Genomic DNA, 18197 nt, shown 5'->3' with positions numbered 1-18197 from the left:
ATGAAAGCAATAAGTGAGTTTTTGTCTCAAATTATTTATGAAAATAGTAATGCAACTATAAAAATTACTATAGGTACCTTAGTATTATTGGTATTTGTTTTAATTGTTACACATCTTGTTCTTAAGGCCATAAGGGTTTTTACCACAAGAAAGTTACAAGAAGAAGATAAATATAGGTTTAAAGCTGTCTTTTCATTTTTAAAATACCTTATATTTTGTGTGGTAATTGTAGTTGTATTAGATTCTTCAGGAGTTCACGTTACAGCTATATTAGCAGCTTCTACAGCATTGTTTGTTGGTATTGGTCTTGGAATGCAAAAACTCTTTCAAGACATTATCTCGGGTATATTTATTTTGGTAGATAGAACAGTAGCTATAAATGATGTTATTGAAATTGATAAAAAGGTTGGGAAGGTTACCGAAATAAATTTGCGAACCACAAAGGCGATTACCAATGATGACAAAATATTAGTGATTCCAAATCATAAATTCTTAACCGAGATTCTTTATAACTGGACACAAAATAATGTGGTAACCAGAGAATTTGTGGAGATAGGGGTTGCTTATGGTACGGATGTTGATTTAGTGAAAGCATTGCTATTAGGAATTGCTATTCAAGAAGAAGCTATTTTAAATAACCCTGAGCCTATAGTGTTGTTTGAAGATTTTGGAGATAGTGCTTTAAAATTTAAATTGCATTTCTATATAAAGGATAGTTTTAACGTTCCACTTATAAAAAGTGATTTGCGTTATAGAATTGATAAAACGTTTAGTGAAAATAATATTAAAATACCATTTCCACAGCGTGATGTGTATTTGTACAATCAAAACCAATAAGAATGTCTAAGATATTAGTGATAGAAGACGAAGCCGCGATTAGAAGAGTGCTTGTGAAAATACTTTCAGAAGAAAGTGATACGTACCAAGTTGAAGAATCTGAGGATGGGTTAGCAGGAATTGATAAAATTAAGAAGGAAGATTTTGATTTGATTCTTTGTGATATTAAAATGCCAAAAATGGATGGTGTAGAAGTTCTGGAAGCTGTTAAAAAGATTAAACCAGAAACACCCATTGTAATGATTTCGGGTCATGGAGACCTAGATACAGCTGTTAATACTATGCGTTTAGGAGCTTATGATTATATATCTAAGCCACCAGATTTAAATAGATTACTAAATACTGTTAGGAATGCTTTAGATAGGAAAGAACTTGTTGTAGAGAACAAAATATTAAAGAAAAAAGTTAGCAAAAAGTATGAAATGGTAGGAGAGAGTGAAGCCATTTCTCAAATTAAAGATATTATCGAAAAAGTAGCTCAAACCGATGCTCGTGTTTTAATTACTGGACCCAATGGAACCGGGAAAGAAATTGTTGCTCATTGGTTACATGAAAAAAGCGAGCGCTCTAAGGGAAATATGATTGAGGTAAATTGTGCTGCCATACCAAGTGAATTGATTGAAAGCGAATTGTTTGGTCATGTTAAAGGTGCTTTTACTAGTGCTAATAAGGATAGAGCCGGTAAATTTGAAGCAGCCAATGGTGGTACTATTTTTTTAGATGAAATTGGTGATATGAGTTTGTCTGCGCAGGCTAAAGTATTAAGAGCTTTGCAGGAAAACAGAATTCAGCGTGTAGGTAGTGATAAAGATATTAAGGTTAATGTACGTGTTATAGCTGCAACTAATAAGGACTTAAAAAAGGAAATTACCGATGGAAAATTCCGTGAGGATTTATATCATAGGTTAGCAGTTATTTTAATAAAAGTCCCTGCATTAAATGATAGACGTGATGATATACCTCTATTGATAAATCATTTTACTAGTAAGATAGCAGGAGAGCAAGGAACGGCTCAAAAAGCATTTTCAGATAAAGCTATTAAGCTCCTGCAGGATTATGATTGGACTGGTAATATACGCGAGTTGCGTAATGTTGTTGAACGATTGATTATTCTTGGAGGTAATGAAGTTAGTGAACAAGATGTAAAACTCTTTGCGGCTAAATAAAATTGAAAAGAGTGGTGTTTTAAATACCGCTCTTTTTTTAAATTTCATTTAATTCTGCTAAAAACAAGTTTGTTACTTGTTTTATGCTTTCAATAAAATAAGCTTTAATTTCTTTGGTGTCTTTATTTAATAATTCACTTTTACTTTCGCTTTTAGTAGAAATATTATAATCACTGCCATAGCGCTTTAAAAGTGTATTGTAAGTTTTAATATTGAGAGCAAGCCCCTCTTTGTAATTTTTAATAAGTTTTTCTTTTTCATCCTGTAAATCAGTTAGTTTTTTAGTTGTACTATTAGTTTCTTCGACTAGAGAAATATCAGTTTCTCCTGAAGAAATTGTGAATTCGTTTAAGGCAGTTATGCTTTTATGTGTAATTTCTTTAGTACGTTTCACAAAAAAGCGTCCATCTTCAAAAGTATTTTGCTCTTCAATTTTAGCAACTAATTCAATGACATTGTAAACTAAATTATAAGCCTTATCACATCCACATTTTTTTAAATTAACTTTAGCTTTTTCTAAGGATTCTAAAGATTTATTAGAATAATATTTTAAATGGTCTAAATTGTTAGACTCATAAGCGTCTTTAATATTAGAATAGGCATAAATAAGATTAGAGTCTGCATCCGTACAAAAATCTTGAGCAAACATTGAAGAATTTATTAAAATGGTGAATAAAAAAAGGTAGGTCTTTTTCATCGGGTTGGGAGCTGGTTTATAAGTAGGTTGTTCCAAAAATATTAAAAACATAATTAATTGACTTGCCGTTTATCGAAAACAAGGTTTTAGTATATTTATAAAAAAATAAAAATACACTTATGGGTGATTATAAAGTAACGTCTAAAATTTTATTAAAAGACAGACCTACAAAGGTGGTAATTGATGATGCAGAGCATGAATTAAAAAAAATAAGGAAAAAACTTGGTAAACTACAGGATACCATATATGCACATGGTAAATATGCTGTTTTAGTATGTTTACAAGGTATGGATACAGCAGGTAAAGACAGTTTAATTAGAGAGGTTTTTAAAGAATTTAATGTTAGAGGTGTAGAAGTACATAGTTTTAAGGTTCCTACCGAATTGGAACTTAAGCATGATTACATTTGGAGACATTATATTGCGCTTCCTGCAAGAGGTAAGTTTGGCGTTTTTAATAGAACACATTATGAAAATGTGCTTGTAACCAGAGTGCACCCCGAATATATTTTAGGAGAAAATATACCAACAGTTCATTCTGTTGATGATATAGACGATGCTTTTTGGGATGCCAGGTTTGAACAGATAAATAATTTTGAGAAGCATGTAGCGGAAAATGGAACCATTATATTCAAGTTCTTTTTAAATTTATCTAAGGAAGAACAAAAATACAGATTGCTAAGACGTTTAAATAAACAAGAAAAGAATTGGAAATTTTCTCCTGGTGATTTAAAAGAACGTAAACTTTGGGATACCTATCAAGAATGTTATGAAGATGCAATTAATAAAACATCAAAAGAGCATGCGCCTTGGTATACAATTCCAGCTGATGATAAACCTTCTGCAAGATATATAGTAGCCAAAACGATGTATGATACTCTTAAGAGGTATACGGATATTAAAGAGCCGGAATTGGATGAAGATATTAAAACTAATTTAGCAACTTATAGGCAACAATTAAATAATGAATAGAATAAGAATCGTTTTTCTTTTGTTTGCTCTAATGCTTACAGTAAATAATTATGCGCAAAGTGCTATGGAAAAGTTACCATTTAGTGAAATAGAGGCATATCCAGAAACTTATACTTCCAATTTATTAGTGGCAAGAATGGTTGATGGTTTGGGTTTTAGATATTATTGGGCTACTGACGGCTTAAGAAAAGAAGATTTAGAATATAAAATAAGTGAATCTAGTAGAACTTCTAAGGAAACAATAGCCCATATATATGGGTTGTCTAAGTTTATTAGAAATAGTGTTTTGGAAGATAATAAAGATGAAACCAAAGAAGAATTAGATTTTAATGATTTGCGAAAACAAACCTTATTTAATCTAAAATTAGTCTCAGATTCTTTTAAAAACTCCAAAGATACATTTATGTTTAATGACATATCAGTGCCTTTTTGGAATATTGTTAATGGTCCAATATCAGATGCATTATGGCATTGTGGGCAAGTAGTTATGCTAAGAAGAGCTTCTGGTAATCCATTCAACTCCAAAGTATCTGTTTTTAGAGGGAAACTTAGAGAATAGTTATAAATAACTTAACCACCATTTGTCCTTATTGGTGGCTTTATAAACCATGTATTTTTTACATGGAAAATATAACAGTGTTACCACACCAACCCAAACCAAATAGGTTGTAAGAAGTGAATAGCCGTAATTTAATAGAGTTTGATTTTTAAAAGATTCTGCAGTTAATATCATAGATTTCCAATCTCCACCTAAAATCATAATTCCTATCATGGCTAGGGTGTGAATTATTAATACATGTAAGAAATAGTAAAAAAGAGGAACTCTTCCAAAAACTAATAAAAAATCTGTGGCCTTATTTTTTATAGATTCAATAGCATATAAAAACAAAAGAGCGGGTCCAAGTGTAATTAAAGTATAAGATAGGGAAGGAGGGTATTTTGTGACTTTAAAAAAAGACATAATGGTTTTAACTGTGGTGTCTTGAATGCTCCATGGAATTAAGTCTCCATAAATATTAATACTTCTTAAAAGGAAAAACAAAAAAGTTGTGCATATACCAATTCTAAAAAGATATTTTTTTCTCAGAATTGGATCATAGTCTTTATGATAAAAGGTTCCTAAACAATAACCTAAAATCATAATTCCTATCCATGGTAAAACAGGATAAAAAACACCCACAGAATGAGTTTCTGTTAGAGGAATTATGTTTGGTTGATGCAATATATACCAAATAACAGATTTGAAATCTATTCCATTATTTACAATGGTATCAAATGAATTGTGTACAAATACCAATAATAAGCCAATGATTAAAAGCCATCTTTTTGATAAAAATATTAACCCTGAAAGAGTAACCATACTAACCCCTATAGCCCAAATAACTTGTAGAATTACCCTACTATAAGTTAAATCAAATTTCCAGATAAAATTATTTACGATAATTTCCAGAACTATCAACCAAATGCCTCTGGTTATTAGAAATTTAAATAATTGTTGCTTATTTTTTTTAATACCATATAAAAAAGCCGAGGTGCCAGCCAAAAACACAAAAACGGGTGCACAATAATGAGTAATGAATCTAGTGAAAAATAAAAGGGGAGTAGTGGTTTCTATATTTGTAGGATCATTAAAAAAGGCTCCGTAGTAAAAATAATCTCTAACATGGTCTAAGGCCATTATTACCATTACTAGACCTCTTAGGATATCTATTGATTCTATTCTGGTTGATTTTGTTTTTAGTACCAATTAAAGAATTAATTATTTTTAAAGATACTATTTTTATCAAAATCTATTTTCCCTTTTTAATGAGTCTTTGCTGTTGTTTTATGGTGAGTGTACTTCCATCATGACTCCAACCAGGAGCTCCAAAGGCATACATGAATTTATGATACCAATTTTTAGATTTTTTCATGTCATTCCAAATATCCTTATATTCATGTGTTAAAATAACCAATGGATTATATGAGTTAGGCGCATGAGTAACTCCATATTTTATTTCAATATTTTCATCTAGTTCTTTCCAAGTACCAAACATTTTGTCAAAAATATTAAGGAATCCTCCATGGTTTTTGTCCATATATTCAATGTTTTGTGCATGATGTACCTGGTGCATGGTGTGCGTATTCATAAATTTTTCTATAAAGCCCAGTTTGGGAATAAAAACACAATGTAATTGAAATTGCCATAAGGCTTCAATTCCTAGGCAAACAACTAGCATCTCTGGCGGGAATCCTATGGCCGGAATCCACATATAAAAAAATGGTTTGTAGAAAATAGTAAACCAACCATTACGAACGGCTGTACCTAAATTAAAATTATCTGAAGAATGATGTACAATGTGAGCTGCCCATAGGAAACGTACATTATGGTTCTGTCTATGAAACCAATAATAACTAAAATCATCGGCAAGTTGACATAGAAGCCATATATACCATGCATATCCAAAAGATTCGTAGCCCATTATATTAGTACGAATACCATCAATTTCAGGGTTAAAAATCTCATAGACATAATTAAAAAGAACAATTGCAGCAATTGTTTTTGTAAGCGGAGCTAAAACGGTAGAGCCTATGCCCATTGTAAGGCTTGCAGCTAAGTCTTTCCATTCATATAAATCTTTGCTTTTTTTATTGTGTTTGCTGTAAGTTAGTTCAAGTAAGATGAGACCAAGAAAACAAGGAACACCATAAACTAGTGGGTTGGTGAAATTCATTAAAAAATATTTTGCTCATCAAAAATAGACGGATTTTAATATAAAACGCCATTCATTGCGGTTTATTTGAAAATAAAAAATCCTCTCAACGGAAAAAAACCATTCAGAGGATTAAAAAAAATTAGATGATTTTCTTATTTTGCTATAACAACTTCCTTTTTAGGAGTGAAATCTACTTCAATTTGATTTCTAGTTATATCTTCAAAAGTTTCTCTTTTTCTTATTAGGTGAGCTTTGTTTTTATACCATAAAACTTCTGCAGGTCTAAATCTGGAGTTGTAGTTGCTCGCCATTGAAAAACAATAAGCCCCAGCGTTTTTAAAGCATAATACATCGCCTTCACTAATCTCAGTTATGCGTCTGTTACTTCCAAAAGTGTCAGTCTCACAAATGTAGCCTACAACAGTATAGAAACGCTCACGTCCTTTAGGGTTTGATATGTTCATTATATCATGATGAGATCCGTAAAACATGGGACGTATCAAGTGATTAAAGCCAGAGTCTATCTGAGCAAAAACAGTTGATGTTGTTTGTTTAACAGCGTTTACTTGAACTAAAAAGTTACCAGATTCACTAACTAAAAATTTACCCGGTTCAAAAGCTAAGGTTAATTCTTTTCCGTATTCTTTACAAAAGTCATTAAATCTTTCTGATAGTTTTTTTCCTAATTCTTCAATATTAGTTTCAATATCACCACTCTTGTAAGGAACTTTAAATCCTGAACCAAAATCAATGAAATCTAAATCTTTAAATTGCTTGGCAGTTTCAAAAAGAATTTCGCTTGCGTATAAGAAAACCTCAATATCTAGTATATCACTACCTGTATGCATGTGAATACCGTTAATAGTCATATTAGTGTTTTCTACAATTCTTAATATATGTGGAATCTGATGAATTGAAATTCCAAATTTAGAATCAATATGTCCAACAGAAATATTTGCGTTTCCACCAGCCATTACATGTGGATTAATTCTAATACAAACAGGAACACTTGGATGTTTAGTTCCAAATTGTTCTAAAATAGAAAGATTATCAATGTTTATTTTTACACCTAATTTTGCGGCTTGTTCAATTTCTTCTAAAGAGACACCGTTTGGTGTAAAAATAATTTGATCTGGAGTATAACCAGCTGCTAAACCAAGTTGTACCTCTTGTAAAGAAACTGTATCAATTCCAGAACCTAAAGAATGTAAAAGTTTTAATATTGAAATATTAGATAGTGCCTTAACAGCATAATTTATTTTTAAATGCTTTACGTTTTTAAAAGCATTAGTAAGTCTTTTATACTGTGTTTCAATTTTACCCGCATCATATACATAAACTGGGCTTCCAAAATCTTGTGCTATTTTAAGCAATTGATTTTCCGTCATAACTTTCAAATTTTTGTCAAAGATATTTTATTCGGTTGAATAAAAAATAAATAAATAAAATATTATACAAATTAAACAATCTGTTAATTATTTAACATTTTTAAAAAAATACTTGTTTTCACATTCAAATATTAGCTTAAGTAAAGGCTATTATTTACATTTGCGTTTCTTAAATTATTGAGCAAATTATGAATTTACACGAATATCAAGGTAAAGAAATACTAAGCAGTTTTGGAGTACGTATTCAACGAGGAATTGTTGCCCAAAATGCTAATGAGGCTGTTGCAGCTGCTAAACAATTAACTAATGAAACAGGTACTAGCTGGCACGTGATTAAAGCGCAGGTTCATGCTGGTGGACGTGGAAAAGGTGGAGGTGTTAAACTTGCTAAAAACCTACAAGAGGTAGAACAAATTGCCGGCCAAATTATAGGTATGGATTTAGTTACCCCTCAAACTTCGGCAGAAGGAAAAAGAGTTCATCAAGTTTTAGTAGCGGAGGATGTTTATTATCCTGGTGAGACTGAAACAGATGAATTTTATATGTCTGTTTTATTGAATAGAGGAACTGGACGCAATATGATTATGTATTCTACTGAAGGAGGAATGGATATTGAGACTGTTGCCGAAGAAACGCCACATTTAATTTTTACAGAAGAGGTTGATCCTTCTACTGGGTTATTACCATTTCAAGCAAGAAGAGTAGCTTTTAACTTAGGTTTATCTGGATTAGCTTTTAAAGAAATGACCAAATTTGTAATGGCACTTTATACAGCTTATGTGAAGTCTGATTCATCATTATTTGAAATCAATCCGGTTTTAAAAACTAGTGATAATAAAATTTTGGCTGTTGATGCTAAGGTAACTATTGATGAAAATGCGCTTTACAGACATAAAGATTATGTAGATTTAAGGGATTTGCGTGAAGAAAACCCTATTGAAGTTGAAGCTAAAGAAGTAGGTTTAAACTATGTTGATTTAGATGGTAATGTTGGGTGTATGGTAAACGGCGCTGGTTTAGCAATGGCAACAATGGACTTAATTAAACAAGCAGGAGGTGAGCCAGCAAATTTCTTAGATGTTGGTGGTACAGCTGATGCGGCACGTGTAGAGCAAGCTTTTAAAATTATATTAAAAGACCCTGCAGTTAAAGCAATATTAATTAATATTTTTGGAGGTATTGTGAGATGTGATAGAGTAGCTCAAGGCGTTATTGATGCGTATAAAAACATGGGTAATATTAATGTGCCAATTATTGTACGTTTACAAGGAACTAATGCTGATATAGCTAAAGAGTTAATTGACAATTCAGGTCTAGCCGTGTTAAGTGCTACTGAATTTCAAGAAGCTGCAGATAAAGTACAGGAAGTTTTGTCTTAATAAAGATAATACTTTAAAGATTGAGAAAAGAGCAACTTTATGAGTTGCTCTTTTTTTGTGTGTTATTTTCACCTTTTTTTGGCATTGGACCTCTTAAATGAATTACCAATCCATTCAAGAAATTTCGTAATATTTGGTCGCCACATTCCATATATTTTGGATGATCTTCTCTTCTAAAAAAAGCTCCTAATTCACTTTTAGAAATTCTGAAGTCCACTAGAGCTAAAATCTTTACAATATCATCATCTCTTAGTTTTAGAGCTACTCTTAACTTTTTTAATATATCATTATTTGTCATAAATTAATGTATGTTCGATTTTTTACTAGTGCATTTCATCGATTTTGATTAATGGCTAGGTTGAAATTGGCGTTTTTATTTTTTTTTGAAGGTATGCTTTTAGATGATTAATCGCAAACTAAAAAATTATCTAATAATAATATTTTAAAAACCTGAAAATCAGTGTGTTAAAATATATTTTAGCTTTTAAGAATATAGAGTTTTTGTTGTTGAAATACTTTTTTGTTAGACGAATGAGCAAAGTCCTAAGGTGAAATAAAAGAAATTAACGACCAACCGTATTCGCTTTTTCGATAAGTGGCAATATATCAACGATAAATATTTTATTCTTCTGTGTAAATTTATAATAGTAAAATTAATTCCCTAAATAAATGGTTAATAGAGTAGAAAAATTGAGTCTTTTATCAGAAATGATAGCCTTTGCTAAATATGATAAGGAAATAAAAGAATTTGAATATAATTTTCTTTTGGGAGTTGCTAAACAGCTAGATATTAGTCGTGAAGACTTTGAGTATTTGATTGAACACCCTATTAATTATACTCATTTAAAGTCACATAGCGAACGAATTGTTCAGTTTCATAGATTAGTATTGCTAATGAATATTGAACAAGAGTATGGAGGTGAAACAAATACAGCTGGAATTACCAAATTGTACAATTTTGGTTTAAGAATGGGGTTAAGTCATGAGTCAATTACCAAAGTTTTATACCTGATGGAAAGTTTTCCAAATAAAATTGTACCACCTGATGTATTAATAGATATTTTTAAAACACAATATAATTAATCAATTGCGTATTTAGTTTTATTGTATTAAAAATAGAAAAGCTAAAAGTTTAAACTTTTAGCTTTTCTATTTTATCGCGGTAAACTTTAATTTCATCTCTTAATTTAGCTGCTATTATAAAATCTAAAGATTTTGCTGCTTGTTCCATTAGCTTGCGTTTTTCTTTTATTTTTTTCTCTAGTTCTGATTTGGTTAAATATTCACTTTCAGGTTCCGCAGCTTTTAATGCATCGAGTTCATATTTATAAGTGCTTACAGAATTTTTGGAAAGCGCATTATCTAAACTTTTATTTAGTGCCTTAGGTACAAGATTGTTTTTAGTGTTGTAATTAATTTGTTTTTCTCTTCTGTAATTGGTTTCATCAATAGTTTTTTGCATACTGCGAGTTATTTGATCAGCATACATAATGGCCTTACCATTAATATTTCTTGCAGCCCTACCAACAGTTTGTGTCAGAGAACGTGCAGAACGTAAAAAACCTTCTTTATCGGCATCTAAAATTGCAACTAACGAGACTTCAGGTAAATCTAAACCTTCCCTTAAAAGATTAACTCCCACTAATACATCAAATAGTCCTTTGCGTAAATCTTGCATAATCTCTACGCGTTCAAGGGTATCAACATCACTGTGTATGTATCTACATCTAATTTGAATTCTGTCTAAATATTTAGTGAGTTCTTCAGCCATTCTCTTAGTAAGCGTTGTTACCAATGTACGTTCATCTTTTTCTACGCGTAGTTGAATTTCTTCTATTAAATCATCAATTTGATTTAAGCTAGGCCTAACATCTATTATAGGGTCTAGCAACCCTGTAGGACGAATAACTTGTTCAACATAGACACCATCTGTTTTTTGTAGTTCATAGTCTGCAGGGGTGGCGCTTACATAGATAACCTGATTTTGAAGTGCTTCAAATTCTTCAAACTTTAAAGGACGATTATCCATTGCAGCTGGTAGTCTAAACCCATACTCTACTAAGTTTTCTTTTCTACTTCTATCTCCGCCATACATGGCATGAACTTGGGAAATTGTAACATGACTTTCGTCTACAACCATTAAAAAATCGTCCGGAAAATAGTCTAGTAAACAGAAGGGGCGTGTACCGGCTTGTCTTCCATCTAAATACCTTGAATAGTTTTCAATTCCGGAGCAATAACCCAATTCTCTTATCATTTCAAGATCAAATTCAGTACGTTCCTTTAATCTCTTAGCTTCAAGATGTTTGCCTATTTCCTTGAAATAATCATATTGTTTAACAAGATCATCTTGAATATCTTTTATAGCATTTTGAAGTATATCAGGAGAAGTAACAAACATGTTTGCTGGATAAATATTTAAGATTTCATACTTTTCAATAACTTGATTAGTTTGAATATCAAAAGATTCTATTTCTTCAATTTCGTCACCAAAAAAATGAATTCTAAACGCATTATCTGCATAACTTGGAAATATATCAACTGTATCTCCTTTTATTCTAAAATTACCGTGATTAAATTCGGCCTCAGTTCTAGAATATAAACTTTGAACTAATTGATGTAATAGTTTAGTTCTAGAAATTTCTTGGTCTATTTCAATGGAGATTACATTTTTTTGAAATTCTATTGGGTTTCCAATACCATATAGACATGATACAGACGCTACTACCAAAACATCTCTTCTGCCAGACAGAAGTGAAGAGGTTGTACTGAGGCGCATTTTCTCAATTTCCTCATTTATTGAGAGGTCTTTCTCAATATAAACACCAGAAACGGGGATATAAGCTTCAGGTTGATAATAGTCATAATAGGAAACAAAATATTCAACTGCATTATTTGGAAAAAACTGTTTAAACTCAGAATACAATTGAGCTGCTAATGTTTTGTTGTGTGCTAAAACCAGAGTTGGTCGTTGAACTTTTTCTATTACATTAGCTACAGTAAATGTTTTACCAGACCCTGTCACGCCCAAAAGGGTCTGATACTTTTCATTAGATATAATTCCTTCTGTCAATTGATTAATTGCATCCGGTTGATCTCCCGTTGGACTAAATTCTGACTCAATATTAAATTTCATATAGCTCTTAACCCTAATAAGATGGTTAAGGGGCTAAATTAATTAAAGTAGTCCGGATTATTAAGTAGTTATTAGAATTTTACTAATTATCGTTTTAAGGTGAAATGACCACTGTACACTCTGCCATCTTCTAAAAACACCTTAAACCAATAGTCGTCTGTAGGCATTTCATTTCCTCTAGATGTTCCATTCCAGCCATCCTCTAAACTAGAAATTTGTTTAAGTAGCTTGCCATACCTGTCATAAATATGAATGCTACTACCGGTTTGAAAAACATCATTGACACCAATAATCTTCCATGTATCATTATAACCATCATTATTTGGTGTGAAAAACTTCATATAACCTAAAACAGAAATATCTAAAATAGACACTCCACATCCATCTTTGTCATTTACATATATAGAATAAAACCCAGGTTTTACGTTGGTAAATTCGGGCTCATCTTGGTAAATAATGAAATTGGAATTTTCTTCAACCAATGCAAATTCGTAATTACCCTGTCCTAAGGAGGAAGTATCTATTGTAACCGTATTGTTATTCTCCGTAAAATCAATGATAGTTACATCTTGTTCTATTATAGTTGCTCTTTCTGAGGCATTAACAAAAATATCTCTGGTTCTAGAACACCCAGAGCCATCAGTTCTAGTTAAAGTAACATGATAAGTTCCAGGAGTAGAAACGAAAATTGTTGAAGTAGTTTCTGGTAAAAGCTGGTTTGAAGTAGTTCCGTCTAGACTAGTCCATCTCCATTCATAAGTATATGTATCAATTATACTAGACTCAATTGGGTCTAATTCTACCGTAAATGTTGGGTCTGATGAACAAACAATATGTTCTGAATCTACATAGAAATCAGGCAATGGATTAACAATTAAATTTATAGTTGTATTTGCTGTACAACTGTTATTAATTGGATTAATAACTTCTATGTTAATGACTTGATTTTCAGAAACTAATGGGTCTGGAAGAGTCGGGCTATTTAGAATTGGAGTCCCCGTTTCATCAATATAATCAAAATAAATCTCCATACCAGATTGTGTACCCAAAATAGTACTTGAAAATGTAGAGGTATCAAAGGCATAAAAACCATCGTCATCTAAATCTCCGTCAGCTCCATCACAGGCTTCTTGATTTGGAATTGTGTTTGCAATAATTGGTTGTTGATCAACAGTAAAAACTATTTGAGTTTCATCATAACAAGCTCCGTCAGGGTCTTGAGTAGAATTATTAGTAACTGTGACAGAAACTGTTTGGGTTTCAGTTAAAAATGTATTTGGTAATGTATTGGATGTTATGGGGTTACTATTAATATCTATATATGTATAGGTAATTGATACATCTGTTAGTGATTGTCCACCTAATATAGCTGATTCTATTGAAGTAGTATCAAATGGGTAAGAGATAAAATTATCAGTAGTATCAAAATCACATTGTCTATCTATAGATACAGGATTTGCAACTGGTAAAGCTTCAACATTTAAAAGGTTTGGTAATTCCTCAAGTCCTAAACAGTCATTTCCTAAATCACTTTTCACACGTACCCATATACTTTGAATATTTGGGGAACTCGTATTTTGATGATTTGCAATATCTGATATTTCATTAGTTTCTAGTTCTGCATCTAATTGGTTTTCATAGAAGTGTACGGTAACATTGAAAGTTGAAAATACCGTGTTTGATATATAATCTCTTATGTGTGAAAAATCAAAAGAGGCTATACCATCTCTAGTGTCTAGACCATCGTCACATTGAAATAGGGAAGTAGGGGTGTAAGAACTTAATGCCGCACTTGAAGGATTAATTTCTAATGATAGTGGAACTACACGATAACATCCATTGGGGTTGGTGGCACGTATCCAAACGGTTTCAGAAGTTAATGTTGTAAGATCTACAAAGTGATTTGTTGCATTTCCTAATTCTATACCTCCAATAGTTTCTGCCTGTATTTGGTCTCCATAATAGGTAAACATTATTCCTTCAGCTGAATAGTTAGGATTTATTTCTTCTTTAATCCAATCTAATGTTAAATTAAAAAAAGCAGTCCTATCATTGGATTCGTCATCACATTGCGTGTAAGTATTAGGGTTGTTCGCTAATGGCAAAGCGTAAACTTCTATCTCAAAGGAAGTGTCGGCTATACATGTGTTAAATGCATTGTTAGTCATTCGAACATAAATCGTTTGCACATTAGGGACAGTATTTGTAAAAGATGTTGGAGTAAGTATTTGATTGGTATATCCAGCATCAGTAAAATAAGTTAAAGAAAAATCCGTATCACTTTGGCCGTTTAAAATTTCTGTTTCTTTTTGGGTTAAATCGAAAACCTTTAATCCATCAATATCTGTCCCAACGGAAGTATCATCACATTCTTGAAGCGGTGTAATTGTTAGAGAGGGAAAAGGACTTTCATAAATTTCTAAATTAAAACTTGAGGTATCATAGCAGGTGGTATTCGCATCATTTTCTACCCGAGCATAGATTGTTGTATTACCACTTTCATATGGGCTTGTAATTGGGTTTAAATTATTATCAGCATCATTTTGTGTGGCATGATATGAAATAGTCATATTTGGTACAGTGGTTAGGGCGCTGTTTTGTAATGTTAAATCAAAAGGAATAGTTCCATTGTTGTCATCATCACACAATAACATGTTTGAGGCAACATTTGCAATTGGTAAAACATCTACCGTTAAAACAATCTCATCTGAGTAAAAACCACAGTTATTGCCACTTCGGTTTAAAAATACTCTATATTGATAGTTATTAAATGAAAGAGGAGTATTATTAATTGTCAAATTTGATGAATTAGTTCCTGAGTAGTTCAGGTTGTCAGTTAAAACTAACCAGTTTATTCCGTCTGAACTGAATTCCCATTGAAAAATTTCAGCTTCTGGTGATTCTAAATTAATTGTTCCATTTGATAATTCACATATTGTTGTGGCTACAGGTTGAGTAGTTATTGATAGAGGAGCAAAATCTAAATAATCTGCGTTAGGTAAAGTGTAGCCATCAGTTGCATTGGAAACTAAACCATTTATATCTGTGCTTACGGTAGTATCACCAAGTAAATCGTCAAAATTACCATCTGAAAACCCAGCTTCTATAACATCAGAACATGTATCTCCATCACTATCTAAATCTATATATGAGAAAATTGAGTCAGAATCAAAGTCATTTGGAGAATAACCAATAAAATTACTGTCGGGACTAGTCTCTGCAGCATCTGCCCAACCATTTGAGCCATATGTTGGACCATCTTCAATACCATCTAAATTGGTGTCAGATAAGGTGCCTAAAAGACCAGTTTCTATTAAATCAGTTATACCATCGTTATCACTATCTAAGTCATGAAAGTCATAAATACCATCGGAATCAGAATCCAATGGAGTTGCACTTATATCGTATACATCATCTAAACCATTTGTGTCTGTGTCAATTCCAGAAAGTGTAACCATCATTCCTCCGTTTTCAACAAAGTCTGGCAGTCCATCATTATCGCTATCTAAATCTAATTCATCTTTAACCCCATCATTATCGTTGTCCTTTTTAAAACAAGTTAATGAAATGTTTATTTGAAAGTTTGAGGTATCAACAATGTTTTCTAATCTATGTATAAAAGAAAAACCATCCACTTGGTTTGCAAAAAACTCAAAAGGGGTATTTCCATTAGGATTAGGGTTATATTTAAAATGAATTTCTGAACCAGATATTTGAGTGACTCCTGTTTCAAAGAGTCCGTCAAAATTAGTGTCAACTAATAACCTATTATCTGGGTCAATTAATGTAATGTTTTTGTTAATAGGTAAAATTTTAGCTATATAATATTCACCATCAACAGAGTTGTGTATGTATGAGGTGTCTTCAGATAATTTTATATTTACCGATTCAGAAAAATCAATACTGTAATTACTTTCGGCATTACTATCTGCTGGGATTTCACTAATAATGTCTCCAGTTCCAGTAAGCCTAATTGTGTTGGTTCCGGAACCCGATCTGTTAATGGTTATATTGTCTGTTGCAATGGTTGTATTAGTTGTGCCGTCTTGGAATTGAAGTCTTGGATCTCGTGTATCTGATAAATCCAAAACTACATCTCCTCTAGATTCAATGCAATTAAGAATACCATCATTATCATTGTCAATATCAATATTGTCAATAATTCCATCATTGTCAACGTCATCAGGGCATATGCTAACTGGTACTTCTGCAGATTCTAATCGTTCTAAAGTACAAGTAATTACTCCAATTAACTTGTATTTTCCTGGAATGCTAGGGGTTATAGTAGGTATGTTTGATGATATAATTTGAAATCCAGAACCATCATCAAACCACCATTCATAACTATCAAAGTTTTGAGTATTTGCAGCCTCTAAGGTAATGTTAGGAATACAATTGCCCAGAGTGGCAAACTGAGCATCAAAATTAATTTCAGGATTAGTAGGGAACCCTGAATAAAAACTACCAGATGTTGCAGCACCATTTACATTAAAATATGCCACATATAATTCATCATCTCCTTGAACAGAAACATTACCAGTTAGTCCAGATATTTTATAGGTGACGTAATCTGAATTTCCAGTAACAGGACTTGGTCCAATGGTAGAAAAATTAGTAAGTGGTTGATTGTTAATTGTAACTGTTGCACCTGTTTTGGTAACTATTGATACACCTCCAATATACGTCTCGCTTCCTATGTTTTCTATATTGGCAATATTTTCAATATTTCCTCTAGTTTCACAACTAAGCGGGGGTACGAAAAACATACCTTGATTAGCTTCAGAATTGGAGCCTATACCTTGATAAGCAAAAACATCTTGGCTAGTTGCTATATGCATATTACCATTAGCATTATAGTTGTTACCCTCAATGACATAATATTCTCCAGCGTTTATTGTAGCAATGGGAAGATTACCGTTAATGCTAATAGATGTATTGTTGCTGTGCGCCACTATAAGTGCATTTTCCCAAGCATCGTTACCATCTCCTCTAACAAAAATATATTCATTTCCAATTTTTGAAAGACCCGCAATTTGATCAATACCATAATCTCTTCCATTACCATTATCAAAGCTACCGTTAGCAGATCCGCAGTTTACAACAATGGGTTTGTCAGAATTAACTAAACTGCCAATGAGTCCATCCATTCGGGAAGTGTTGGGGTCAGGTTTGTTAGGGTCTCCATGAATTGCTATTACATAGCTTTCATTTTCATTTAAGGTAATATTAATTGGAAATGTTGAAGAATAGTTTTCAATATTTAAACCAGGTTCAATATCACTAAAAGTAACAGAGGTGTTATCTTCAGTAGCCATTACTGATAAAAAATTCACATAATTATCATTCGGATTTTCACTTGTGTAAGTGCCAATTCTAAAAACTGTATCTAAAGCTGAAAGCCCTTTACTTACTAAGGCTCCGGCTTGAGCATAGGTACCATTATTATTTAAACCAGCCCGCATTCTTATAGATACATAAATTGGTGCCTCTGCGTCAATAACGTACCCCTTGTTGTTAGTTATTGTACTTGTAGAACCATGAGGCTGAAACAATTGAGAATTAGTACCATCGGTCGTACCATGGATGGTTATAACTTGTGGGACGGTGTTTGAAACTGTACCCGAAGTAGTAGTACCGCCAACTTCTTGAATAGTAAAAGGAACTAATGAATTACTTGGAGTAGATATATAAATATATTGATCTCTAGGTTCGCCATTAGAAGGACCACTGGTTAAAGGTGGTATATAATGTTTTTTACTTAATTGAGAATATCCATTTATAGATAAAAGAAAAATTATAAAAAATAGTAGGAATTTTATATGGGAACTAGTTTGCATTATAATTATTACAGTTTTATTATTGGTAATTCCTAAATATATCTGAAGGTCTAAAATAAATTAAATAATTTATTTTAGACCTTATTCCTC

General features: G+C 32.0%; 13 protein-coding genes. 6 read left to right on the top strand and 7 right to left on the bottom strand.

Annotation, left to right across the window (positions count from 1 at the left end):
• Both N1F78_RS01930 and N1F78_RS01925 read left to right on the top strand, forming a co-directional pair.
• Nucleotides 1-837, top strand: coding sequence for a mechanosensitive ion channel family protein (locus N1F78_RS01930; protein ID WP_406684506.1), 837 nt, complete (start codon nt 1-3; stop codon nt 835-837).
• 2 nt (nt 838-839) lie between these two features.
• A complete protein-coding gene (locus tag N1F78_RS01925; RefSeq protein ID WP_406684505.1) occupies nt 840-2003 on the top strand; it encodes a sigma-54-dependent transcriptional regulator in 1164 nt (387 codons plus the stop codon).
• Between the two features lie 37 nt (nt 2004-2040).
• Here N1F78_RS01925 and N1F78_RS01920 read toward each other — a convergent pair whose 3' ends face one another.
• On the bottom strand, nt 2041-2751 hold the full coding sequence (locus N1F78_RS01920) for a hypothetical protein (RefSeq protein ID WP_406684504.1): 711 nt from the start codon (nt 2749-2751) through the stop codon (nt 2041-2043).
• Nucleotides 2752-2819: 68 nt separating this feature from the next.
• On the opposite strand from N1F78_RS01920, the gene N1F78_RS01915 reads away from it, so the two are divergent.
• Entirely contained in the window at nt 2820-3671 is an 852-nt protein-coding gene (locus tag N1F78_RS01915) for a PPK2 family polyphosphate kinase (RefSeq protein ID WP_406684503.1), read from the top strand.
• Nucleotides 3664-4230 carry a hypothetical protein gene (locus tag N1F78_RS01910; RefSeq protein ID WP_406684502.1) on the top strand — a complete coding sequence of 189 codons (567 nt, stop codon included), beginning with the start codon at nt 3664-3666 and terminating at the stop codon, nt 4228-4230. Before N1F78_RS01915 ends, N1F78_RS01910 begins: the two co-directional genes overlap by 8 nt.
• On the opposite strand, the gene N1F78_RS01905 is transcribed toward N1F78_RS01910, so the two are convergent.
• The 3 genes from N1F78_RS01905 to lysA all read right to left on the bottom strand — a co-directional run bounded on the left by N1F78_RS01905 (nt 4231) and on the right by lysA (nt 7755).
• Nucleotides 4231-5418: a DUF1624 domain-containing protein gene (locus N1F78_RS01905; RefSeq protein ID WP_406684501.1), complete on the bottom strand. Its 1188-nt coding sequence runs from the start codon at nt 5416-5418 to the stop codon at nt 4231-4233. It lies immediately after the preceding gene.
• Between the two features lie 43 nt (nt 5419-5461).
• On the bottom strand, nt 5462-6385 hold the full coding sequence (locus N1F78_RS01900) for a sterol desaturase family protein (RefSeq protein ID WP_406684500.1): 924 nt from the start codon (nt 6383-6385) through the stop codon (nt 5462-5464).
• Nucleotides 6386-6519: 134 nt separating this feature from the next.
• Nucleotides 6520-7755 (bottom strand): diaminopimelate decarboxylase, encoded by a 1236-nt coding sequence (lysA, locus tag N1F78_RS01895; RefSeq protein ID WP_406684499.1) that lies wholly within the window; start codon nt 7753-7755, stop codon nt 6520-6522.
• A gap of 188 nt (nt 7756-7943) precedes the next feature.
• On the opposite strand from lysA, the gene sucC reads away from it, so the two are divergent.
• Nucleotides 7944-9134 (top strand): ADP-forming succinate--CoA ligase subunit beta, encoded by a 1191-nt coding sequence (gene sucC / locus N1F78_RS01890; protein ID WP_406684498.1) that lies wholly within the window; start codon nt 7944-7946, stop codon nt 9132-9134.
• Between the two features lie 37 nt (nt 9135-9171).
• Here sucC and N1F78_RS01885 read toward each other — a convergent pair whose 3' ends face one another.
• Complete coding sequence (locus N1F78_RS01885; protein WP_406684497.1) at nt 9172-9432, bottom strand: DUF1456 family protein; 261 nt, start codon at nt 9430-9432, stop codon at nt 9172-9174.
• Nucleotides 9433-9803: 371 nt separating this feature from the next.
• Between N1F78_RS01885 and N1F78_RS01880 the strand changes: the two genes are divergently transcribed.
• Complete coding sequence (locus tag N1F78_RS01880; RefSeq protein ID WP_406684496.1) at nt 9804-10217, top strand: TerB family tellurite resistance protein; 414 nt, start codon at nt 9804-9806, stop codon at nt 10215-10217.
• 49 nt (nt 10218-10266) lie between these two features.
• Here N1F78_RS01880 and uvrB read toward each other — a convergent pair whose 3' ends face one another.
• Both uvrB and N1F78_RS01870 read right to left on the bottom strand, forming a co-directional pair.
• A complete protein-coding gene (gene uvrB, locus N1F78_RS01875) occupies nt 10267-12270 on the bottom strand; it encodes an excinuclease ABC subunit UvrB (protein ID WP_406684495.1) in 2004 nt (667 codons plus the stop codon).
• An 86-nt stretch (nt 12271-12356) separates the two neighbouring features.
• On the bottom strand, nt 12357-18107 hold the full coding sequence (locus N1F78_RS01870) for a T9SS type B sorting domain-containing protein (protein WP_406684494.1): 5751 nt from the start codon (nt 18105-18107) through the stop codon (nt 12357-12359).
• Between the last annotated feature and the right edge of the window lie 90 nt (nt 18108-18197).

It is taken from the genome of Seonamhaeicola sp. MEBiC01930 (genome assembly GCF_045277075.1).
Lineage (GTDB): Bacteria > Bacteroidota > Bacteroidia > Flavobacteriales > Flavobacteriaceae > Seonamhaeicola.
This window is presented reverse-complemented; position numbering and strand designations above follow the sequence as displayed.